Here is a 21787-nt window from a genome sequence, read left to right as displayed (position 1 = left end):
GTAACCGTAGCTAAAGAGGCAACTGGGCTACCTCCGCCGACACGCTTCAAGCACATCCCTGTGTCGCTCGACACATGCCATCCCTGGCATGTGACGGTCGGCGGAGGCAATCCCAGTTGCCTCTTTCCAGCCCCGACGCCGTCTGATGGTAGTGCCAGCAGGCGGCAGCGGAGCGATAGGGAGGACAAAGGGCTCTCCTCCGCCGGCCCTCCGCGCCAGGGAGGGCGCGGCGGAGCCTCCAGGGGGCGAGCTTGCTCGCCGTGACGAGCCATTTCGGCCTGACCGAACATCCAGTGAATGTTCGCAGCAGGCCGAAATGGCGAGTATCAGGTCCCACGGCGTGCCGGGGGAGGAGAGCCCTTTGGTCGACAACTGCTTCGATCAACAGTCAACGAAGATTGCTGACCAAGAGACAGGCGAGCGGTTTACCGCTTGTGGCCAGGATATCTGGCAGCAAAAGATAAAGGGGGCATAACGCCCCCTGTGTTTATATAATGGCCGCACTCTGCATATGCAGCCCGGGCCGAGCCGATTTGGCCCGCCGGTCTATCACCTGTGCAACCGTCACAGGACCGAATTCAGTAATGTCGTCAAGGAGTAAAAAGGTTATGGCACTTTGGGGTGGGCGTTTCAGCCAGGCGGCAGATGCCAAGTTCAAGCAGTTCAATGATTCTTTGCGTTTCGACTATCGTCTGGCGGAGCAGGACATCGTCGGCTCCATCGCCTGGTCCCGGGCCCTGGCCAAGACCGGGGTGCTGACCAACGAGGAGCAGCAGAAGATTGAGCTGGCGCTCAACGATCTCAAGCTCAAGGTGATGGAAGATCCCAGCCAGATCCTGCACTCCGACGCGGAAGACATCCACTCCTGGGTGGAAGGTCATCTGATCACCGCGGTCGGCGACCTGGGCAAGAAGCTGCACACCGGCCGCAGCCGCAACGACCAGGTGGCCACCGATCTCAAGCTGTGGTGCAAACAGCAGGTGCCGCCGCTGCTGGCCAAGCTGGACGCCATGCAGAAGCAACTGGTGGCGGTGGCCCGCCAGCAGCAGGGCACCGTGCTGCCCGGCTACACCCATTTGCAGCGGGCCCAGCCGGTCACTTTCGCCCACTGGTGCCTGGCCTACGTGGAGATGCTGGAGCGGGACTACACCCGGCTGCAGGACGCCTACAAGCGCATGGACACCTGCCCCCTGGGCTCCGGCGCCCTGGCCGGCACCGGCTTCCCCATCGACCGGCACGAGCTGGCCCACTCCCTCGGCTTTTCCTCGCCCACCCGCAACAGCCTGGACTCGGTGTCCGACCGGGATCACGTGCTGGAGCTGATGAACTGCGCCTGCAACTCCATGATGCACCTGTCGCGCTTCGCCGAGGATCTGATTTTCTACAACTCTGGCGAGTCCGGCTTCCTCGAGCTGTCCGACCGGGTCACCTCCGGCTCCTCGCTGATGCCCCAGAAGAAGAACCCGGACGCCCTGGAGCTTATTCGCGGCAAGAGCGGGCGGGTGTTCGGCGCCTACGCGGGCATGATGATGACCCTGAAGGCGCTGCCCCTGGCCTACAACAAGGACATGCAGGAAGACAAGGAAGGGCTGTTCGACGCCCTGGATACCTGGTACGACTGCCTGGAAATGGCCGAGATGGTGCTGCACGACATCAAAGTCAACGAGGAGAAAACCCGGGAAGCGGCCCAGGGCGGCTATTCCAACGCCACCGAGATGGCCGATTACCTGGTGTCCAAGGGCATTCCCTTCCGCGAGGCGCACCATATCGTCGGCGCCATAGTGGTGCACGCCATCGGCAAGAAGCTGCCGATGGAAGAGCTGCCGCTGGAGGACTTCAAGCAGTTCAGCCCGGTGATCGAGGAGGACGTCTATCCCCGGCTGTCGCTGGAGTCCAGCCTGGCCAGCCGCTGCGCCCTGGGCGGCGCCGCGCCGGCCCAGGTGGAGTTCGCCCTCACCAGCGCCGAACGCCGGCTGACGCAGCGTGATACCTCCGGTATCCATGTGCGCAGCGCCCGCCTCACCGATCTGGACGCCATCGAGCGGATGGTCAACTACTGGGCCAATATCGGCGAGAACCTGCCCCGTACCCGCAAGGAGCTGGTGCAGGCGGTAGGCGAGTTCGCCGTGGCCGAAACCCAGGGCCAGATCAGCGGCTGTGCCTCCCTCTATGTGTACGACACCGGCCTGGCGGAGATCCGCTCCCTGGGCGTGGAGCCCGGCTTCCAGGGCCAGGGCCAGGGCAGGGCGCTGGTGGAGAAAATACTCAAGAAAGCCGAGGACATGGCCATCGACCGGGTCATCGTGCTGACCCGGGTGCCGGAGTTCTTTATGAAGCTCGGTTTTTCCACCACCAGCAAGACCCTGCTGCCCGAGAAGGTGATGAAGGACTGCGATCTCTGCCCCCGTCAGCACGCCTGCGACGAAGTGGCGCTGGAGATCATGCTGAAGGGCAAATCCGGCCTGATCGGCAAGGCGAAAGTTGCTTAAAAAGTCCGCGGCCGGCTTGCAACCGCCGGCCAGATCCGTATAATGCCGCTCGCTTGGTTTATTACCAGGCGAGCCGATAAGGCTCACGTCAGGTAGCTCCTGGCTCTTTACAGGCCCCCGATATGGTGGGCACCGTTGTTAAATCACACCCCCTCTTTCGCATGGAAGGGCAGGCGGTGCTGATTTTATGTTCTTTACCCAATTGGAGCTCTGGTAATGCAGAACCAAAGAATTCGTATCCGCCTGAAGGCGTTCGATCACCGCCTGATCGACCAGTCTACTGCGGAGATCGTAGAAACTGCCAAGCGCACTGGCGCCCAGGTTCGTGGTCCTATCCCGCTGCCGACGCGCAAAGAGCGTTATACCGTACTGATTTCTCCACACGTGAACAAAGACGCACGTGATCAGTATGAAATTCGCACTCACAAGCGTCTGGTTGATATCGTTGAGCCGACTGACAAGACTGTCGATGCTCTGATGCGACTGGATCTGGCTGCTGGCGTAGACGTCCAGATCAGCCTGGGCTAATAACGGAAAGAGGTTTTATCAATGGCAATCGGTCTAGTAGGTCGTAAGCTGGGTATGACCCGTGTCTTCACCGAAGACGGCGTGTCCATCCCGGTCACCGTTATCGAAGTAGATGCCAACCGTGTTACCCAGGTGAAAACACTGGAAAAGGATGGCTATGCTGCCATTCAGGTGACCACTGGCACCAAGAAAGCTAACCGCATCACCAAGCCGGAGGCGGGTCACTTCGCCAAAGCCGGTGTTGACGCGGGCCGCGGTCTGTGGGAATTCCGCCTGGGTTCAGGCGAAGGCGAGAGCATCGAAGTCGGTGCCGAGCTGAAAGTCGACATCTTCGCCGATGTCAAGAAAGTAGACGTTACCGGTACTTCCAAGGGTAAGGGTTTCGCTGGCGCCGTTAAGCGCTGGAACTTCCGCACTCAGGACATGACCCACGGTAACTCCTTGTCTCACCGTGCTCCGGGTTCTATCGGTCAGAACCAGACTCCGGGCCGCGTGTTCAAAGGCAAGAAAATGGCCGGTCACATGGGTGCTGAGCGGGTTACCACTCAGAACCTGGAAGTGGTCCGCGTTGATGTTGATCGCAACCTGCTGCTCATCAAAGGTGCAGTCCCGGGTGCGACTAACGGCAACGTCATCGTTAAACCTGCCGTTAAAGCGTAACGTCTGAGGAGATAGTAATGGAATTGGTAATGAAAGACGCGCAAGGCGCTCTTGAAGTTTCCGAAACTACCTTCGGGCGTGAGTTCAACGAAGCGCTGGTGCACCAGGTTGTTGTGGCCTATGCAGCAGGCGCTCGTCAAGGTACTCGTGCTCAGAAGACCCGTTCCGAAGTGTCTGGCGGCGGTAAAAAACCGTGGCGTCAAAAAGGCACCGGCCGGGCCCGTGCCGGTACCATCCGCTCTCCGATTTGGCGTTCCGGTGGTGTGACCTTCGCGGCCAAGCCGCAGGATCACAGCCAGAAGGTCAACAAGAAGATGTACCGTGGTGCCATCAAGAGCATCCTCTCCGAGCTGGTACGTCAAGAGCGTCTGATCGTGGTTGAGAAGTTCGGTGTTGAAGCCCCGAAAACCAAAGAACTGGTTGCCAAGCTGAAGCAGTGGGATCTGAACGATGTTCTGATCGTGACTGCCGAAGTGGACGAGAACCTGTTCCTGGCCGCCCGCAACCTGTACAAGGTTGACGTGCGCGACGTGGCCGGTATCGACCCCGTTTCTCTGATCGCGTTCGACAAGGTACTGGTAACTGCCGACGCAGTTAAGCAAATCGAGGAGATGCTGGCATGATCCGTGAAGAGCGTATTCTGAAAGTTCTGAAGGCGCCGCATATCTCTGAAAAAAGCACCATGGTGGCCGAAAAGACCAACACTATCGTGTTCAAGGTCGCCAAGGACGCTACCAAGGCTGAAGTAAAAGCCGCGGTCGAGAAGCTGTTCGAAGTTGAAGTCAAAGATGTCCGCACTCTGCTGGTCAAGGGTAAAACCAAGCGTACCGGCAACCGCATGGGCCAACGTTCCGACTGGAAAAAAGCCTACGTGACCCTGAAAGAAGGTCAGGACATCGACTTCATCGGCGGTGCCGAGTAAGAGAGGAGTAATCAGTAATGGCAATCGTAAAATGTAAGCCTACTTCTCCGGGTCGCCGTCATGTGGTCAAGATCACCAACCCGGATCTGTACAAAGGCAAGCCGTTCGCCCCGCTGCTGGACAAAAAGTCCAAGACCGGTGGTCGTAACAACGCTGGCCGCATCACCACCCGTCACATCGGTGGTGGTCACAAGCAGCACTACCGTATCGTTGACTTCAAGCGCAACAAAGACGGTATCCCGGCCAAGGTAGAGCGTCTGGAATATGATCCGAACCGCTCCGCCAACATCGCCCTGGTGCTGTACGCAGACGGCGAGCGTCGCTACATCCTGGCCCCGAAAGGCGTTCAGGCCGGCGACCAGCTGCTGTCCGGCGATGCTGCCCCGATCAAGGCCGGTAACTGCCTGCCGATGCGCAACATCCCCGTGGGTAGCACCGTGCACGCCATCGAGATGAAGCCTGGCAAAGGCGCGCAAATCGCTCGCTCCGCCGGTACCTACGCCCAGATCCTGGCGCGTGAAGGTAACTACGTCACCCTGCGTCTGCGTTCCGGCGAAGTACGTAAAGTACTGGCCGAGTGCCGCGCTACCCTGGGTGAAGTGGGCAACGCCGAGCACATGCTGCGTCAATTGGGTAAAGCCGGTGCTCAGCGCTGGCGTGGTGTTCGCCCGACCGTACGTGGTGTGGCGATGAACCCGGTAGACCACCCGCACGGTGGTGGTGAAGGTCGTACCTCTGGTGGCCGTCACCCGGTTACTCCTTGGGGTAAACCGACCAAGGGCGCCAAGACCCGTAAAAACAAGCGTACCGACAAGTTCGTGGTACGTCACCGTAACAAGTAATAGTTTTTTAGAGGTATCACCATGCCACGTTCTCTCAAGAAAGGTCCGTTTATCGACCTGCACTTGCTGAAGAAGGTAGAGAAAGCGGTGGAAAGCGGGGATAAAAAGCCAATCAAAACTTGGTCCCGTCGTTCAATGATCATTCCGAACATGATCGGTTTGACCATCGCTGTCCATAATGGTCGTCAGCACGTACCTGTCTACGTTTCCGATGAAATGATCGGTCACAAGCTGGGTGAATTTGCACCGACTCGTACTTATCGTGGCCATGCCGCCGATAAGAAGGCCAAGAAGCGTTAAGGGGTAACAGATGGAAGCTATAGCTAAACACCGCTTTGCTCGTACTTCTGCCCAGAAGGCGCGCCTGGTAGCCGATCAAGTTCGCGGTCTGTCCGTAGACAAGGCACTGAATGTCCTGGCTTTCAGCCCGAAAAAGGCTGCCGTTCTGGTGAAGAAAGTTCTGGAATCTGCCATTGCCAATGCCGAGCACAATGAAGGTGCGGATATCGATGAGCTGAAAGTGGCCAAGATCTTCGTTGACGAAGGTCCCACCATGAAGCGTATTCGTCCTCGTGCCAAGGGCCGCGCGGACCGTATCATGAAGCGTACCAGCCACATCACTGTGGTTGTGTCCGACCGCTAAGAGGCTAGGAGATAAGCAATGGGCCAGAAAGTACACCCGAATGGTATTCGCTTAGGGATCACCAAGCCTTTTAACTCGACCTGGTTTGCGAATACCAAGGACTTCGCTGACAACCTGCACAGCGATTTTCAAGTACGTCAGTACCTGAACAAGGAACTGAAAAACGCCTCCGTTTCTCGGATCGTGATCGAGCGTCCGGCGAAGAGCATCCGTGTGACCATCCACACTGCTCGTCCCGGCGTCGTGATCGGCAAGAAAGGCGAAGACGTGGAAAAACTGCGCAAGCACGTAGCCACCCTGGCTGGTGTGCCTGCTCAGATCAACATTTCCGAAGTGCGTAAGCCTGAGCTGGACGGTCAGCTGGTTGCCGATTCTATCGCCTCCCAGCTGGAGCGCCGCGTGATGTTCCGTCGTGCCATGAAGCGCGCCGTTCAAAACGCCATGCGCATCGGCGCCAAAGGCATCAAGGTGGAAGTGAGCGGTCGTCTGGGCGGCGCTGAAATCGCGCGTACCGAATGGTACCGTGAAGGTCGTGTGCCTCTGCACACCCTGCGTGCCGACATCGACTACGCAACTTCTGAAGCATCTACCACTTACGGCATCATCGGCGTAAAGGTTTGGATCTTCAAGGGTGAGGTACTGGGTGGCCTGCAGGCCGTTGCCCAGGAGCCGCAAGCCCCGGCCAAGCCCAAGCGCAAAGGCCGCGGTAAGTAAGGAGACTCGGACATGTTGCAACCAAAACGTACGAAATTCCGTAAAGTCCACAAAGGCCGTAACCGCGGTGTGGCGACCTCAGGCAACCAGATTTCCTTTGGTTCCTTTGGTCTGAAGGCGACTACTCGTGGACGTATCACTGCTCGTCAGATCGAAGCAGCCCGTCGTGCGATGACTCGTCACGTTAAACGTCAAGGCAAGATCTGGATCCGTATTTTCCCGGACAAGCCCATCACCGAAAAGCCCCTCGAAGTACGTATGGGTAAAGGTAAGGGTAACGTGGAGTACTGGGTCGCCCAGATCCAGCCGGGTCGTGTCCTGTACGAGATGGACGGTGTACCTGAGTCACTGGCTCGCGAAGCCTTTGCACTGGCGGCTGCCAAGCTGCCCGTTAGGACCACTTTCGTAACTCGGACGGTGATGTGATGAAAGCACAAGATCTGCGTGAAAAGAGTGTTGAAGAACTGAACCAGGAGCTGCTGGGCCTGCTGCGCGAGCAGTTCAACCTGCGCATGCAAGCAAGCACCGGTCAGCTGGCTCAGACCCACAACCTCAAAAAGGTACGTCGCGACATCGCGCGTGTGAAGACTGTTCTGAACCAAAAGGCAGGTGCCTAAGATGAGCGAACAAAACATTCGTACTCTGCAGGGCCGTGTAGTGAGCGACAAGATGGACAAGTCCATCACTGTGGCTATCAACCGCTTCGTGAAGCACCCGATCTACGGGAAGTACATCAAGCGCACTACCAAGCTGCACGTTCATGACGAGAACAACGAGTGCAAGACCGGCGACGTCGTGACCATCCGCGAGTGTCGTCCGATCTCCAAGACCAAGTCTTGGACCCTGGTAAAAATCATTGAGCGTCCGGTGAAAGCCTGACGATCTCTGGTATACTTGCCACGCAAACGGCCCAGCGATGGGCCGTTTGTTTTTTACCCTACCTTTTCCGGATTCATGGTGATATAATGCCGCGCCTTCTTTGGCAGCCAACATCCCGAAAAGGGTTTTAAAGTAGTCACTTTAGCGGAGCACTAACATGATCCAAATGCAAAGTATGCTGGACGTGGCCGACAATTCCGGTGCGCGCAGCGTAATGTGTATTAAGGTCCTGGGTGGTTCGCACCGCCGTTACGCCGGCATCGGCGACATCATCAAGGTTACCGTCAAGGAAGCGATTCCGCGCGGTAAGGTTAAGAAAGGTGATGTAATGAACGCGGTGGTCGTACGCACTCGTAAAGGCGTTCGTCGTCCGGACGGCTCTGTCATCCGTTTCGACCGTAATGCGGCCGTGATTTTGAACAACAATCACCAGCCGATCGGTACTCGTATTTTTGGACCGGTGACTCGTGAACTTCGCTCTGAGAAGTTCATGAAGATTGTTTCACTGGCACCTGAAGTACTGTAAGGAGTCAACGATGGCAGCAAAAATCCGTCGCGATGACGAAGTCATCATTCTTACCGGCAAAGACAAAGGCAAGCGTGGCACCGTCACCAAAGTCCTGACTCAAGAAGGTAAGGTTATCGTCGCAGGTATCAACCTGGTCAAGAAACACCAGAAGCCCGTGCCCCAACTGGGTCAGGCTGGCGGTATCATCGACCTGGAAGCACCGATCGACGTGTCTAACGTAGCGCTGTTCAACCCTGCCTCCGGCAAGGCTGATCGCGTTGGTTTCCGGATTGAAGACGGCAAAAAAGTCCGTTTCTTCAAATCCACCGGCGAACTTGTGAAGTAATTGGAGTTTATACGATGGCGAAACTGCATGATTACTACAACGAAAATGTAGTAAAAGAACTGACAAGCCAGTTCGGGTACAAGACTATCATGCAAGTCCCTCGGATTGAGAAAATCACCCTGAACATGGGTGTGGGTGAAGCCCTGGCTGATAAAAAGATCCTGGACAATGCCGCTGCCGATCTGGCCGCCATTTCCGGTCAAAAGCCGTTGATCACCAAAGCTCGTAAATCCGTTGCTGGCTTCAAGATCCGTGAAGGCTACCCCATTGGTTGTAAAGTAACTCTGCGCGGCGAGCGCATGTGGGAGTTCCTGGAGCGTCTGATTTGCATCTCTATCCCCCGGATCCGTGACTTCCGTGGCCTGAACCCGAAATCGTTCGATGGCCGTGGTAACTACTCCATGGGTGTACGCGAGCAAATCATTTTCCCTGAAATCGATTATGACAAGGTAGATCGTGTGCGTGGTCTGGACATCACCATCACCACCACTGCCCAGTCAGACGAAGAAGGTCGTGCTCTGCTGGCTGCCTTTGACTTCCCATTCCGTAAGTAAGGTGTAGGGTTATGGCAAAACAATCAATGAAAGCTCGCGAAGTCAAGCGCGCAAAGCTGGCTGACAAGTACGCAGCCAAGCGTCAAGCACTGAAAGACATCATTTCTGACGTGAAAACTTCTGACGAAGCGCGTTGGGATGCAGTGCTGAAACTGCAGCAACTGCCCCGTGACGCAAGTCCCTCTCGTCAGCGTAACCGCTGCAACATCACCGGTCGTCCGCACGGTTTCCTGCGGAAGTTCGGTCTGAGCCGCATCAAGGTGCGCGAACTGATGATGAAGGGTGAAATTCCGGGCCTGAAGAAGGCTTCTTGGTAAGCGAACACGGGAGTAATACACAATGAGCATGCAAGATCCGATCGCGGATATGCTGACCCGCATCCGCAACGGTCAGGCAGCCAACAAAGTTGCTGTCACCATGCCTTCTTCCAAGGTCAAAGTGGCTATCGCCAAAGTCCTGAAAGAAGAAGGTTACATTGCTGACTTTAATGTTGCTGGTGAAACCAAAGCCGAGCTGGAAGTGACCCTGAAGTACTTCCAGGGCCAGCCGGTGGTGGAAACCCTGCAGCGCGTCAGCCGCCCTGGTCTGCGCATCTACAAGAAGCGCGACGAGCTGCCGAAAGTGATGGCAGGTATGGGTGTTGCCATCGTTTCCACGTCCAAGGGTGTGATGACCGACCGTGCCGCGCGTAAAGCCGGTATGGGTGGTGAGATCATCTGCTACGTTGCTTAAGGAGTAGGATATGTCTCGCGTTGCTAAGGCACCTATCGAAATTCCTGCCGGCGTAGAAGTGACGTTGAACGGTCAGGAAATCACCGTCAAGGGTGGCAAGGGTACTCTGAATCGTACCATCAATGCTGCTGTTGAAATCAGCCAGGAAGACAACCTGTTGAAGTTCGTGCCCCGTGGCAATGCCGCCGGCGCCGACGCCCAGGCCGGTACCGCCCGTGCCCTGGTCAACAACATGGTTGTGGGTGTTACCCAAGGCTTCGAACGCAAGCTGCAGCTGGTTGGTGTAGGTTATCGCGCCCAGATGAAAGGCAACGCCGTTGCCCTGTCTCTGGGTTTCTCTCACCCGGTTGAGCATGCACTGCCTGACGGCGTGACCGCTGAATGTCCTTCCCAGACCGAGATCGTTCTCAAGTCTGCCGACAAACAGCTGATCGGTCAGGTTGCTGCCGATATTCGTGCGTACCGCAAGCCCGAGCCCTACAAGGGCAAAGGTGTTCGCTACTTTGGCGAGCAGGTGCGCAGTAAAGAGGCCAAGAAGAAGTAAGGTAACACTATGGACAAAAAAGCAGCTCGTATCCGCCGTGCTACCAAAGCACGCAAAAAGATGCTGGAACTGGGTGCGACTCGCCTGGTGGTTCACCGTACTCCGCGCCACATCTATGCACAGGTTATTGCACCGAACAGTTCAGCCGTTCTGGCTTCCGCGTCTACCGTGGAGAAGTCAATTCGTGAACAAGTGAAATATACCGGTAATGTTGAGGCCGCCGCAGTCGTCGGTAAAGCCATCGCTGAGCGCGCGCTTGAGAAAGGCGTGACCATCGTCGCTTTTGACCGTTCCGGTTTCCAATATCACGGTCGCGTTGCCGCTCTGGCAGCCGCTGCTCGTGAAGCTGGTCTTCAGTTCTAAGGGTGGAGTCGAAAATGGCAAAAATCGAAGCTCAAGCCGGTGAACTGCAAGAAAAGCTGATTGCAGTTAACCGTGTATCAAAAGTAGTTAAGGGTGGTCGTATCTTCTCCTTCACCGCATTGACTGTGGTAGGTGACGGTAACGGTCGTATTGGTTTTGGTTACGGTAAAGCCCGTGAAGTTCCTGCCGCCATTCAAAAGGCGATGGAACAGGCTCGTCGTAACATGCGTAAAGTTGAACTGAATCACGGCACCCTGTTCCATCCGGTGAAGGGCCGTCACTCTGGTTCCAACGTGTTTATGCAGCCCGCTTCCGAAGGTACCGGTATCATCGCCGGTGGCGCCATGCGCGCCGTGCTGGAAGTGGCCGGTGTACACAACGTACTGGCCAAAACCTACGGTTCCACCAACCCGAACAACGTAGTTCGCGCTACCATCGACGCTCTGACTCATATGAAGTCGCCCGAGCAAGTCGCTGCCAAGCGTGGCCTGACTGTTGAACAGATTCTGGGGTAATGCGCCATGGCTAACAAGACTGTAAAAGTAACTCAGACTCGTAGCTCCATCGGCCGTCTGCCTAAGCACAAGGCAACGCTGCGTGGCCTGGGTCTGCGTCGCATTGGTCACACCGTCGAGCTGGAAGACACAGCTTGCGTACGCGGTATGATCAACCAGGTTTACTACATGGTTAAGGTTGAGGAGTAATCGCATGCGTTTGAATACTCTGTCTCCTGCCGCCGGATCCAAGCCTTCTGCCAAGCGCGTAGGCCGTGGTATCGGTTCTGGCCTGGGCAAGACCGGTGGCCGTGGCCACAAGGGTCAGAAGTCCCGTTCCGGTGGTAAGGTTCGTAACGGTTTCGAAGGCGGTCAGATGCCGCTGAAACAGCGTCTGCCGAAGTTTGGTTTTACTTCGCGCAAAGGCCTGGTCAGTGCAGAAGTACGTCTGAGCGAACTGGCGAAAGTTGAAGGCGAAGTGGTGGACCTGAACACCCTGAAGCAAGCTGGCGTGATCACCAAGAACATCCAGTTTGCCAAAGTGGTTCTGTCTGGCACCATTGACCGTCAAGTGACTGTGGTTGGTCTGGGCGTCACCAAGGGTGCCCGTGCTGCCATCGAAGCCGCCGGCGGAAAAATCGAGGAATAATAAGTACTATGGCCAAGAAACCAGGATTAGATGCTAAAAACGCACAGGGCGGGCTGAGTGAACTGAAAAGCCGTCTGCTTTTCGTTCTGATCGCGATCATCGTGTTCCGTGCCGGCTCCTACGTGCCTATTCCTGGGATTGACGCCGCCGTACTTGCCGACTTGTTCCAGCAACAACAGGGCACCATCATTGAAATGTTCAACATGTTCAGTGGTGGCGCCCTGGAACGAGCGTCCATACTGGCGCTGGGGATAATGCCGTATATTTCGGCATCCATCATCATCCAGCTGCTGACTGTGGTTCACCCCGCCTTGGCCGAGCTCAAGAAGGAAGGTGAATCAGGCCGTCGCAAGATCAGTCAGTACACCCGGTATGGCACCCTTGTTCTGGGCACCATCCAGGCCATCGGTATCGCCACCGGTCTGCCGAACATGATGCCGGGACTCGTGGTAAACCCGGGTTTCGGTTTCTATTTCACGGCGGTGGTGAGCCTGGTCACCGGTACCATGTTCCTGATGTGGTTGGGTGAGCAGATTACCGAGCGAGGCATTGGCAATGGTATCTCGTTGATTATCTTCGTGGGTATTGTTGCCGGTCTGCCATCGGCCATTGGTGCCACGGCAGAGCAGGCGCGTCAGGGGGAATTGCACATTCTGTTGCTGTTGCTGCTGGCCGTGATTGTGTTTGCGGTAACCTATTTCGTGGTCTTTGTTGAGCGTGGCCAGCGCCGCATCGTGGTGAACTACGCCAAGCGTCAACAGGGTCGCCAGGTATTTGCGGCACAGAGTACACACCTGCCCTTGAAAGTGAACATGGCGGGGGTTATTCCGGCAATTTTTGCATCCAGCATCATCCTGTTTCCGGGTACCGTAGCCTCTTGGTTCGGTCAGGGGCAGGGGTGGTTTGCCAACCTGCTGCAGGAGCTGTCGCTCACGCTGCAACCCGGCCAGCCGCTGTACGTGATGTTGTATGCCGCTGCCATCATCTTCTTCTGTTTCTTCTACACCGCGCTGGTGTTCAATCCGCGCGAAACGGCAGACAACCTGAAGAAGAGTGGTGCTTTCATCCCGGGGATCCGTCCGGGTGAGCAAACAGCGCGCTATATCGACAAAGTGATGACTCGCCTGACCCTGGTCGGTGCCCTGTACATTACCTTTGTCTGTTTGGTTCCACAGTTTTTGATGACAGCCTGGAACGTCCAGTTCTACTTTGGTGGTACCTCGCTGTTGATTATTGTGGTCGTCATCATGGATTTCATGGCTCAGGTGCAAACCCACATGATGTCCCACCAGTATGGCGATGTCCTGAGAAAAGCGAACCTGAAAGGCTACAACCGTTAAGGTTCGGTTATTTACGGAGTTAAGCAATGAAAGTCCGTGCTTCCGTTAAGGCAATCTGCCGTAACTGCAAGATCATCAAGCGCCACGGTGTGGTGCGGGTGATCTGCTCTGAGCCCAAGCACAAACAGCGCCAAGGCTAAAAAAGTTACGGTTTAACTTGAAAGTTGAAGGCAGGCTGGCTAAAGTAGCCAGCCACCTTTGTTGGGTGTATGTGTAGTCATTACGTATCCTAGACGGGCTTTGTAATGGCTTATTATTTGTTATTTTGTAGGAGTGCATAGTGGCCCGTATCGCTGGCATTAACATTCCTGACCATAAACACGCCGTCATCGCTTTGACTGCTATTTATGGCGTCGGCCGTACCCGCTCTAAAGCCATTTGTGCTGCAGCCGGTATCGCTGAGGATGTGAAAATTAAAGAATTGGATGAAGCGCAGATCGAACTTCTGCGTGAACAAGTGGCCAAGTTCACCGTAGAAGGTGACCTGCGCCGCGAAGTATCCATGAACATCAAGCGTCTGATGGACCTGGGTTGTTACCGAGGTCTGCGTCATCGTCGCAGCCTACCCGTTCGCGGTCAGCGCACCAAGACCAACGCCCGCACGCGTAAAGGTCCTCGTAAACCGATCAAGAAATAACGGGAAGGTAGATCATGGCTAAAACTCCGGCTCGTAGTGCACGCAAGCGCATCAAAAAGCAGGTGAGCGATGGCATTGCCCACGTTCATGCATCTTTCAACAACACCATAGTAACTATTACCGATCGTCAGGGTAATGCTCTGTCTTGGGCAACCGCCGGCGGTTCAGGTTTCCGTGGTTCCCGCAAGTCCACCCCGTTCGCTGCTCAGGTAGCGGCCGAGCGCGCTGGTGAAATTGCCAAGGAATACGGTGTTAAGAACCTGGAAGTAATGGTGAAGGGTCCGGGTCCGGGCCGTGAGTCATCCATCCGTGCGTTGAATGCGGCAGGTTTCCGCATCACCAACATCACCGATGTGACTCCCATCCCGCACAACGGTTGTCGTCCTCCCAAGAAGCGTCGCGTATAACCCTTCTTGTAGGATAGTTGGAGAAAGAACATGGCAAGATATCTGGGTCCCAAGCTCAAACTGAGCCGTCGTGAGGGCACTGACCTCTTCCTGAAGTCAGGCGTTCGCGCGATCGATTCAAAATGTAAAATTGATACCGCACCCGGTCAACATGGCGCCCGCAAGCCGCGCCTGTCCGACTACGGTGTACAGCTGCGTGAAAAGCAGAAAGTTCGTCGTATCTACGGCGTACTGGAAAAGCAATTCCGCAACTACTATAAAGAAGCTGCCCGCCTGAAAGGCAACACTGGTGAGAACCTGCTGCAGCTGCTGGAAGGTCGTCTGGACAACGTTGTTTACCGTATGGGTTTTGGTGCCACCCGCGCCGAGTCCCGTCAGCTGGTCAGCCACAAGGCTATCCTGGTGAACGGTAAGGTTGTGAACATTCCTTCCTTCCAAGTTTCTCCCGAGGACGTAGTCAGCGTTCGTGAGAAGGCTAAGAAACAAGCCCGGATCAAAGCCGCTCTGGAAGTGTCCGGTCAACGTGAAAAGCCGACCTGGGTAGAAGTTGACGCTACCAACATGCAAGGCGTTTACAAGCGTCTGCCTGAGCGTAGCGACCTGTCTGCCGAGATTAACGAACAGCTGATCGTCGAGCTTTACTCCAAGTAAAGCTAGCTTCTAAGAGAGGACACAATGCAGGGTTCTGTAACAGATTTTCTTAAGCCGCGTCTGGTTGATATCGAACAGATCAGCCCGACTCATGCCAAAGTGACTCTCGAGCCGCTGGAGCGTGGCTTTGGTCATACATTGGGTAATGCGCTGCGTCGTATTCTGCTTTCTTCCATGCCGGGTTGTGCCATCACCGAAGTCGAACTCGACGGTGTGCTGCACGAGTACAGCAGCAAGGAAGGTATCCAGGAAGATATCCTGGAAATCCTGCTGAACCTCAAAGAGGTTGCTGTCAAGCTGGAAGGCAAGGACGAAGTGACCCTGTCTCTGACCAAAACTGGTGCAGGTCCCGTAACTGCAGGCGACATCACCCACGGTGATGACGTCGAGATCGTTAACCCAGACCACGTCATCTGTCATCTGACAGGGGACGAGGCCGAAATCAGCATGCGTCTTAAGGTGCAGCGTGGCCGCGGCTATATTCCCGCCGCCGCCCGCGCCCACACCGAAGACGACGAGCGTCCCATCGGACGCCTGCTGCTGGATGCGGCCTACAGCCCCGTGGTTCGTATCGCCTACAATGTTGAGGCGGCCCGTGTCGAACAGCGTACCGATTTGGACAAGCTGGTTATCGACATGGAAACCAACGGCACTCTGGATCCGGAAGAAGCCATCCGTCGTGCGGCCACCATCATGGCCGAACAGCTGGAAGCCTTCGTGGATCTGCGTGACGTGAGCGAACCGGAAGAGAAAGAAGACAAGCCTGAGTTCGATCCTATCCTGCTGCGTCCTGTCGACGATCTGGAACTGACCGTTCGCTCTGCGAACTGTCTGAAGGCAGAAGCGATCCATTACATTGGTGATCTGGTACAGCGTACCGAGGTGGAGCTGCTGAAGACTCCCAACCTGGGTAAAAAATCTCTTACCGAGATTAAAGACGTGTTGGCGTCTCGTGGTTTGTCTCTGGGCATGCGCCTGGAGAACTGGCCGCCTGCCAGCATCGCTGATGAATAAACCGGATCACGGGTTTTACAGATTTAGTTAGGAAGGATTAGGTCATGCGCCATCGTAAGAGTGGTCGTCAACTGAACCGGAACAGCAGCCATCGTCAGGCCATGTTCCGTAACATGGCCAGCTCCTTGGTTCGTCATGAAGTTATCAAGACGACTCTGCCCAAGGCTAAAGAGCTGCGTCGTGTGGTTGAACCTCTGATCACACTGGCCAAGAGCGACAGCGTTGCTAACCGTCGCCTGGCATTTGCCCGTACTCGCGACAGCGAAGTGGTTGGCAAACTGTTCAACGAACTGGGACCCCGCTACCAGGAGCGCCCGGGTGGTTACACCCGCATCCTGAAGTGCGGTTTCCGCGCCGGCGACAACGCCCCTATGGCTTATATCGAGCTGGTAGGTCGCGACGTCGAGGCCACTGAAGCAGTTGCTTCTGAAGAATAAAAACCAAAAGCCGGGCCCAGCCCGGCTTTTTCTTTTCCTGGTCCCGCATTTCCCCGCCTTGTTGTTTATTTCCGGCTTCTCTCCCTCCCACTGATCTGGATCAATCCGATCGTTGCCATTTTTTAACATTATATTGTGCAACTGAAATGACAATTATGGCTTTCCTCTATGTCGCGGGTACTGCTGCTTGCTTCCCTGCTGCTGTTGGTGGTGTTGAACGGCACCGCCAATGCCGATCCCCGAGCCGATGTGCCCGGGCTGCTGGCCGACTGGTATCCTCAGGCGGCCATTGAGCCCATCGATGCGCCCCTGAGCGGTTGGCGCATTATCCCCGGCGACAAGGTGCCCCGATACGCCTTTCTTTCCCGTCAGTTCGCCGATATCCCCGCCTATTCCGGCAAGCCGGTGGAGCTGCTGCTGGCGATGGACGGACGTGGTCGGCTTGAGCACAGCCTGGTGGTCGAGCACCATGAGCCGATACTGCTGATCGGCATTCCCGAGATCAAGCTGACCGAATTCGTCGACCAGTACCGGGGCATCGATGCCCGTGAGCGGGTACAGGTCGGTCTGTCCCGGCGCGACGACATTCATTCGGTGGATGGCGTCACCGGGGCCACCGTGACCGTCATGGTGATCAACCAGACCATCATGCGGGCGCTGCGCGGGGCCCAGGCGGCCCTGGCCGAAGGCGAGGGACCGTCCACCTCCGAATCGGCGGACGCCGCAGCAACCCTGAACAACCAGTGGCAGCCGCGCGGCTGGACCTCGCTGAACGAACGCCAGTTAATCCGCTCGCTGCGCCTGACTCAGGGGGAAGTGGAACAGGCCTTTGCCGGTACCCGTGCGGCTTCGCGTACACCGCCGGCCGATCCGGAGCAGGCGTTCATGGAGCTTTATTTCGCGCCCCTGGGCATGGCGGACGCCGGCATCAACCTGCTGGGCCAGCAACAGTATGATCGCCTGATGGCGAGCCTGGCGCCTGGCGATCAGCCGGTGCTGGTGGTGGCCAACGGCGACTACAGCTTCCGCGGCAACGGCTTCGTGCGCGGTGGCATCTTCGATCGTATCCGGCTGTGGCAGGATGCAGAGGAGATCGCTTTCCGCGACATGGACTACCAGCGCCTGGCACCCTCGGATCTGCTGGCCGAAGATACGCCCGAATTTGGCGAGCTGGCCATTTTCATCGCCCGGGAAGACAGCCTGGACCTGACCCGGCCCTGGCAATTCGAGCTGATGGTGCGCCGCCAGGTAGGGGCGTTGGACAGCGAATTTGCCAGCTTCTATGCCGATTACCAATTGCCCGATGCCTACCTGAACCTGCCGAGCCTGATGGAAAGCGCGCAAGTGGGCTGGGAAGAAGACGAGGCCCCGCTGTGGGTGAGCGTCTGGCAGCACAAGGCGGTGCAGATTGCCGTGCTGGGCGTGGGCCTGGTGGTGCTGGTGATCATCCTGTTCCTGCAGGACTGGCTGGTACAGCATCCGACCCTGCTGCACCGGCTGCGTATCGGCTATCTCTGCTACACGCTCTTCTTTATCGGCTGGTACAGCCTGGCCCAGCTGTCGATCGTCAATGTGTTCACCTTTCTGCACGCCCTCTTTACCGGCTTCCAGTGGTCATCCTTCCTGCTCGATCCCATGATGTTCATCCTGTGGAGCTTCGTCGCCCTGACCCTGCTGCTGTGGGGGCGGGGCATCTTCTGCGGCTGGCTCTGTCCCTTCGGCGCCCTGCAGGAGCTGGTCAACGAAGCGGCGCGCAAGCTGAAAATAACACAGTTCACGGTGCCTTTTGCCCTGCACGAGCGGATGTGGGCACTCAAGTATCTGATTTTGTTGGGGCTGTTCGGACTGTCGTTGCAGTCCCTGGCTCTTGCGGAGCAGGCGGCGGAAGTGGAACCGTTCAAGACGGCGGTGACGCTGCGCTTTATGCGCGAATGGGGCTATGTAGCCTATGCCCTCGGCTGGGTGGTGCTGTCGCTGTTCGTACGCAAGGCCTACTGCCGTTACATCTGCCCCCTGGGCGCCGCACTCGCCGTACCGGCCCGGCTCCGGTTGTTCGACTGGCTCAAGCGCCGGCAGGAATGCGGCACGCCCTGTCAGCTTTGCGCCAAGGAATGCGAGGTGCAGGCCATTCATCCCGACGGGCGCATCAACGCCAACGAATGCCACCACTGTCTGGATTGCCAGATCACCTACTACAACCACCGTAAATGTCCGCCTCTGGTGATGAAGGCCAAGAAACGCCGCCAGCGCGAGCTGGAACGGGACGCGGCCAGGATCAAAGTGACCAATGTGGATACCCCCGGACTACAAGGAGAGTCTAATGAGCAAGCATGAAGAGTTGAGCGAACACGTCAAACTGAGCCGACGGCTGTTTTTGGGGGGATCCTCCGCCCTGCTGGCCACGGCGGCGGCGGGTGGTGGCCTGAGTCTGGCTTCATCCCCGGCGCTGGCCGCGGCGGCGGCGCAGAATGGCCACGTGGCCCCCGGCGAGCTGGATGAATACTACGGTTTCTGGAGTGGCGGCCATCAGGGCGAAGTGCGGGTGCTGGGTGTGCCCTCCATGCGCGAGCTGATGCGCATCCCGGTGTTCAACGTGGACTCGGCCACCGGCTGGGGCCTGACCGATGAGAGCAAGCGGGTTCTGGGGGAGAGCAGCAAGTACCTCAACGGCGACTGCCACCATCCCCATATCTCCATGACCGACGGCCACTACGACGGCAAGTACCTGTTTATCAACGACAAGGCCAACAGCCGGGTGGCGCGTATCCGGCTGGATATCATGAAGTGCGACAAGATGGTCACCATCCCCAATGTGCAGGCTATCCACGGGCTGCGGCTGCAGAAGGTGCCCCATACCAAGTACGTGTTCTGCAACGCCGAGTTCATCATCCCCCATCCCAATGACGGCAGTAACCTGAAAAACCTGGATGCTGCCGAGAAGTTCACCATGTTCAACGCGGTGGACGCCGAAACCATGGAAGTGGCCTTCCAGGTCATCGTGGACGGCAACCTGGACAACTGCGATGCCTGCTACACCGGCAAGTATGCCGCTTCCACCTGCTACAACTCGGAAGGTGCCACCGATCTGGGCGGCATGATGCGCAACGAACGGGACTGGGTGACGGTGTTCAACATTCCGCGCATCGAGGCGGCGATCCAGGCGGGCAACTTCACCACCCTGGGTGACGCCAAGGTGCCGGTGCTGGACGGCCGCAAGGGTTCTCCCCTGACCCGGTACATTCCGGTGCCGAAGAACCCCCACGGCCTCAATACCTCGCCCGACGGCAAGTACTTCATCGCCAACGGCAAGCTGTCGCCGACGGTGTCCATGATCGAGATTGCCAAGCTGGACGAGCTGTTCGACGACAAGTTCGAGGATCCCCGGGCGGTGATCGCCGCCGAGCCCGAATTGGGCCTGGGGCCGCTGCACACCACCTTCGATGGCCGCGGCAACGGCTACACCACCCTCTTTATCGACAGCCAGGTGGTGAAATGGAACCTGGCCGACGCGGTGCGTGCCTACAACGGCGAAGACGTCAACTATATCCGCCAGAAGCTGGACGTGCAGTACCAGCCCGGTCATAACCACGCTTCCCACACCGAGGCCCGGGATGCGGACGGCAAGTGGCTGATCGTGCTGTGCAAGTTCTCCAAGGATCGCTTCCTGCCGGTGGGGCCCTTGCACGCGGAAAACGATCAGTTGATCGACATTTCCGGCGAGGAAATGAAGCTGGTGCACGACGGCCCCACCTTCGCCGAACCCCACGACTGCATCCTGATCAAGCGCAACATGCTCAACCCCAAGAAGATCTGGGACCGCCAGGACCCCTTCTTCGCCGAGACCGTGGCCATGGCGGCCCGGGATGGCGTGACCCTGGAGCGGGACAACAAGGTGATCCGCGATGGCAACAAGGTACGGGTCTACATGACCTCGGTGGCGCCCACCTTCGGCATCCAGGAGTTCACCGTCAAGCAGGGCGACGAGGTGACCGTGGTGGTGACCAACCTGGACATGATCGAGGACGTGACCCACGGCTTCTGCATGGTCAACCATGGCGTCAGCATGGAGATCAGTCCCCAGCAGACCTCTTCCATCACCTTCGTTGCCGACAAGCCCGGGGTGCACTGGTATTACTGCAACTGGTTCTGCCACGCCCTGCACATGGAGATGGTGGGCCGCATGTTCGTCGAACCGGCATAAGGAGTGGCATGAACAGGCTATGGCTTTTCTTGCTGTTGTTCGCCTGGCCGCTGGCGGCGGAGGTCCGGCTGACGCCGGCCTCCGTGGCCGGGCTGGCGGAGGTGCCGGCGGGGGAAACCGTGCGCTTGGCTCCCGGCATCTATCCGGCGTTGCGCATCGGGCAGCCCCTGACCCTGCTGGGCGAGCCAGGGGCGGTGATCGACGCCGGTGGCCAAGGCCATGGCCTCTATCTGGATGCCCCCGGCATCCAGGTTTCCCATCTTGAAATCCGCAACTGGGGTAAGGATTTGGGCACGCTGGACGCGGGGGTTTTTATCAGCGACAACGCCGACGGTACCGAAGTTGCCCATCTGCGCCTGCGCGGCCCGGGTTTCGGCATCTGGGCCGACAGGGTCAGCCGCATCCAGCTGTACGCTAACGACATCGAGGGAGACCATCGGCTGCGCTCCCAGGACAGGGGCAATGGTATCCATCTGTTCAATGTCAGCGACAGTGAAATCGTGGGCAACCGGATCCGCCATACCCGCGACGGCATCTATATCGATTACAGCAACCATAACCGGCTGGCCGGCAACCACCTGAGCGAGCTGCGTTATGGCATTCACTATATGTATTCCAATCACAATGAGGTGGTGGCCAACGTCACCCGCGCGACTCGCACCGGCTATGCCCTGATGCAGTCCCGCTTCCTCACCGTGGTCGACAACCTTTCCGAGCAGGATGAGAACTACGGCATCCTGATGAATTACATCACCTACTCCACCATCAGCCACAACAGGGTGGAGGGCGTCAGGGCCAACAGCCATCTGCTCAACCCGCGGGGCGCCGAGGGCAAGGCGATGTTCGCCTACCATGCGGTGGGCAACGAGATCAGCGGCAACTGGCTGGGCCACAGCGATCTGGGCATCCACATGACGGCGGGCTCGGAGCAGAACCGGATCTTCGGCAATGCCCTGGTCGGCAACCGTACCCAGGTTCGTTATGTCTCCAACCGGCCCCAGGAGTGGTCCCAGGATGGCCGCGGCAATTACTGGGGGGATTACCAGGGCTGGGATCTGAATCAGGACGGCCTGGGCGATATCGCCTACGAACCCAATGACGGCATGGACCGGGTGCTGTGGCAGTACCCGGCGGCCCGCTGGCTGATGAATGCGCCCGTGGTCAGCCTGCTGCGCTGGGTTCAGCAGCAGTTTCCGGTGTTCAAGGGGCCTGGCGTGCGGGACTCGTTTCCGC

The 21787-nt window shown here is 57.5% G+C and carries 32 protein-coding genes (1 of these 32 cut by a window edge); all 32 read left to right on the top strand.

Features of this window, described 5'->3' with window-relative positions:
- Positions 1–608 precede the first annotated feature (608 nt).
- On the top strand, positions 609–2489 hold the full coding sequence (argH, locus tag AN401_RS18080) for an argininosuccinate lyase (RefSeq protein ID WP_094039350.1): 1881 nt from the start codon (positions 609–611) through the stop codon (positions 2487–2489).
- Between the two features lie 216 nt (positions 2490–2705).
- On the top strand, positions 2706–3017 hold the full coding sequence (gene rpsJ, locus AN401_RS18075; protein WP_013343788.1) for a 30S ribosomal protein S10: 312 nt from the start codon (positions 2706–2708) through the stop codon (positions 3015–3017).
- 21 nt (positions 3018–3038) lie between these two features.
- On the top strand, positions 3039–3677 hold the full coding sequence (gene rplC, locus AN401_RS18070; RefSeq protein ID WP_094039351.1) for a 50S ribosomal protein L3: 639 nt from the start codon (positions 3039–3041) through the stop codon (positions 3675–3677).
- A gap of 17 nt (positions 3678–3694) precedes the next feature.
- Positions 3695–4300, top strand: a complete 606-nt coding sequence (gene rplD, locus AN401_RS18065) for a 50S ribosomal protein L4 (protein ID WP_094039352.1) — start codon at positions 3695–3697, stop codon at positions 4298–4300.
- On the top strand, positions 4297–4599 hold the full coding sequence (gene rplW, locus AN401_RS18060; RefSeq protein WP_071473729.1) for a 50S ribosomal protein L23: 303 nt from the start codon (positions 4297–4299) through the stop codon (positions 4597–4599). The genes rplD and rplW overlap by 4 nt, the downstream gene beginning before the upstream one ends.
- Positions 4600–4616: 17 nt before the next feature.
- Positions 4617–5441, top strand: a complete 825-nt coding sequence (gene rplB, locus AN401_RS18055) for a 50S ribosomal protein L2 (protein ID WP_094039353.1) — start codon at positions 4617–4619, stop codon at positions 5439–5441.
- A 21-nt stretch (positions 5442–5462) separates the two neighbouring features.
- Positions 5463–5741, top strand: coding sequence for a 30S ribosomal protein S19 (gene rpsS / locus AN401_RS18050; RefSeq protein WP_008486816.1), 279 nt, complete (start codon positions 5463–5465; stop codon positions 5739–5741).
- A gap of 10 nt (positions 5742–5751) precedes the next feature.
- A complete protein-coding gene (gene rplV, locus AN401_RS18045) occupies positions 5752–6084 on the top strand; it encodes a 50S ribosomal protein L22 (RefSeq protein WP_094039354.1) in 333 nt (110 codons plus the stop codon).
- A gap of 18 nt (positions 6085–6102) precedes the next feature.
- A complete protein-coding gene (rpsC, locus tag AN401_RS18040; RefSeq protein ID WP_096780101.1) occupies positions 6103–6798 on the top strand; it encodes a 30S ribosomal protein S3 in 696 nt (231 codons plus the stop codon).
- Positions 6799–6810: 12 nt separating this feature from the next.
- Positions 6811–7224 carry a 50S ribosomal protein L16 gene (gene rplP / locus AN401_RS18035; protein ID WP_094039356.1) on the top strand — a complete coding sequence of 138 codons (414 nt, stop codon included), beginning with the start codon at positions 6811–6813 and terminating at the stop codon, positions 7222–7224.
- Positions 7224–7415 carry a 50S ribosomal protein L29 gene (gene rpmC / locus AN401_RS18030; protein WP_094039357.1) on the top strand — a complete coding sequence of 64 codons (192 nt, stop codon included), beginning with the start codon at positions 7224–7226 and terminating at the stop codon, positions 7413–7415. The genes rplP and rpmC overlap by 1 nt, the downstream gene beginning before the upstream one ends.
- A gap of 1 nt (position 7416) precedes the next feature.
- Positions 7417–7677, top strand: a complete 261-nt coding sequence (gene rpsQ, locus AN401_RS18025) for a 30S ribosomal protein S17 (RefSeq protein ID WP_094039358.1) — start codon at positions 7417–7419, stop codon at positions 7675–7677.
- A gap of 157 nt (positions 7678–7834) precedes the next feature.
- Positions 7835–8203 (top strand): 50S ribosomal protein L14, encoded by a 369-nt coding sequence (rplN, locus tag AN401_RS18020; RefSeq protein WP_014290674.1) that lies wholly within the window; start codon positions 7835–7837, stop codon positions 8201–8203.
- Between the two features lie 10 nt (positions 8204–8213).
- A complete protein-coding gene (rplX, locus tag AN401_RS18015; RefSeq protein ID WP_094039359.1) occupies positions 8214–8531 on the top strand; it encodes a 50S ribosomal protein L24 in 318 nt (105 codons plus the stop codon).
- Between the two features lie 14 nt (positions 8532–8545).
- Positions 8546–9085 carry a 50S ribosomal protein L5 gene (gene rplE / locus AN401_RS18010; protein WP_094039360.1) on the top strand — a complete coding sequence of 180 codons (540 nt, stop codon included), beginning with the start codon at positions 8546–8548 and terminating at the stop codon, positions 9083–9085.
- A gap of 11 nt (positions 9086–9096) precedes the next feature.
- Positions 9097–9402, top strand: coding sequence for a 30S ribosomal protein S14 (rpsN, locus tag AN401_RS18005; protein ID WP_094039361.1), 306 nt, complete (start codon positions 9097–9099; stop codon positions 9400–9402).
- A gap of 22 nt (positions 9403–9424) precedes the next feature.
- A complete protein-coding gene (gene rpsH, locus AN401_RS18000; protein WP_094039362.1) occupies positions 9425–9817 on the top strand; it encodes a 30S ribosomal protein S8 in 393 nt (130 codons plus the stop codon).
- A gap of 10 nt (positions 9818–9827) precedes the next feature.
- Positions 9828–10361 (top strand): 50S ribosomal protein L6, encoded by a 534-nt coding sequence (rplF, locus tag AN401_RS17995; RefSeq protein ID WP_094039363.1) that lies wholly within the window; start codon positions 9828–9830, stop codon positions 10359–10361.
- Positions 10362–10370: 9 nt separating this feature from the next.
- The gene (rplR, locus tag AN401_RS17990; RefSeq protein ID WP_094039364.1) at positions 10371–10724 is read left to right on the top strand and encodes a 50S ribosomal protein L18; all 354 of its coding nucleotides are present in this window, start codon (positions 10371–10373) and stop codon (positions 10722–10724) included.
- A 14-nt stretch (positions 10725–10738) separates the two neighbouring features.
- Positions 10739–11239 (top strand): 30S ribosomal protein S5, encoded by a 501-nt coding sequence (gene rpsE / locus AN401_RS17985; protein WP_094039365.1) that lies wholly within the window; start codon positions 10739–10741, stop codon positions 11237–11239.
- Positions 11240–11245: 6 nt separating this feature from the next.
- Positions 11246–11428, top strand: coding sequence for a 50S ribosomal protein L30 (gene rpmD, locus AN401_RS17980; RefSeq protein ID WP_014290666.1), 183 nt, complete (start codon positions 11246–11248; stop codon positions 11426–11428).
- Between the two features lie 4 nt (positions 11429–11432).
- Positions 11433–11867 carry a 50S ribosomal protein L15 gene (gene rplO / locus AN401_RS17975; RefSeq protein WP_094039366.1) on the top strand — a complete coding sequence of 145 codons (435 nt, stop codon included), beginning with the start codon at positions 11433–11435 and terminating at the stop codon, positions 11865–11867.
- A gap of 8 nt (positions 11868–11875) precedes the next feature.
- Positions 11876–13207, top strand: coding sequence for a preprotein translocase subunit SecY (gene secY / locus AN401_RS17970; RefSeq protein WP_094039367.1), 1332 nt, complete (start codon positions 11876–11878; stop codon positions 13205–13207).
- A gap of 26 nt (positions 13208–13233) precedes the next feature.
- Entirely contained in the window at positions 13234–13347 is a 114-nt protein-coding gene (rpmJ, locus tag AN401_RS17965) for a 50S ribosomal protein L36 (RefSeq protein ID WP_005319705.1), read from the top strand.
- A gap of 140 nt (positions 13348–13487) precedes the next feature.
- A complete protein-coding gene (gene rpsM, locus AN401_RS17960; protein WP_094039368.1) occupies positions 13488–13844 on the top strand; it encodes a 30S ribosomal protein S13 in 357 nt (118 codons plus the stop codon).
- 14 nt (positions 13845–13858) lie between these two features.
- Entirely contained in the window at positions 13859–14251 is a 393-nt protein-coding gene (rpsK, locus tag AN401_RS17955) for a 30S ribosomal protein S11 (protein WP_094039369.1), read from the top strand.
- A gap of 30 nt (positions 14252–14281) precedes the next feature.
- On the top strand, positions 14282–14902 hold the full coding sequence (gene rpsD / locus AN401_RS17950) for a 30S ribosomal protein S4 (protein ID WP_094039370.1): 621 nt from the start codon (positions 14282–14284) through the stop codon (positions 14900–14902).
- Positions 14903–14926: 24 nt separating this feature from the next.
- Positions 14927–15916 carry a DNA-directed RNA polymerase subunit alpha gene (locus tag AN401_RS17945; protein ID WP_094039371.1) on the top strand — a complete coding sequence of 330 codons (990 nt, stop codon included), beginning with the start codon at positions 14927–14929 and terminating at the stop codon, positions 15914–15916.
- Positions 15917–15960: 44 nt separating this feature from the next.
- Positions 15961–16353 (top strand): 50S ribosomal protein L17, encoded by a 393-nt coding sequence (gene rplQ, locus AN401_RS17940; RefSeq protein WP_094039372.1) that lies wholly within the window; start codon positions 15961–15963, stop codon positions 16351–16353.
- Between the two features lie 168 nt (positions 16354–16521).
- Entirely contained in the window at positions 16522–18687 is a 2166-nt protein-coding gene (locus tag AN401_RS17935) for a NosR/NirI family protein (RefSeq protein WP_094039373.1), read from the top strand.
- Entirely contained in the window at positions 18674–20554 is a 1881-nt protein-coding gene (gene nosZ / locus AN401_RS17930) for a TAT-dependent nitrous-oxide reductase (protein WP_094039374.1), read from the top strand. Before AN401_RS17935 ends, nosZ begins: the two co-directional genes overlap by 14 nt.
- Positions 20555–20562: 8 nt before the next feature.
- A protein-coding gene (locus AN401_RS17925) for a nitrous oxide reductase family maturation protein NosD (RefSeq protein ID WP_094039375.1) crosses the window boundary here: on the top strand, positions 20563–21787 show its 5' portion. Its footprint extends 62 nt past the window's final position; 1225 of the gene's 1287 nt are visible here — the first part of the coding sequence; it begins with the start codon at positions 20563–20565; its stop codon lies off the right edge, out of view.

Origin of the sequence: Zobellella denitrificans (genome assembly GCF_002407485.1) — a bacterium.
GTDB lineage: Bacteria > Pseudomonadota > Gammaproteobacteria > Enterobacterales > Aeromonadaceae > Oceanimonas > Oceanimonas denitrificans.
This window is presented reverse-complemented; position numbering and strand designations above follow the sequence as displayed.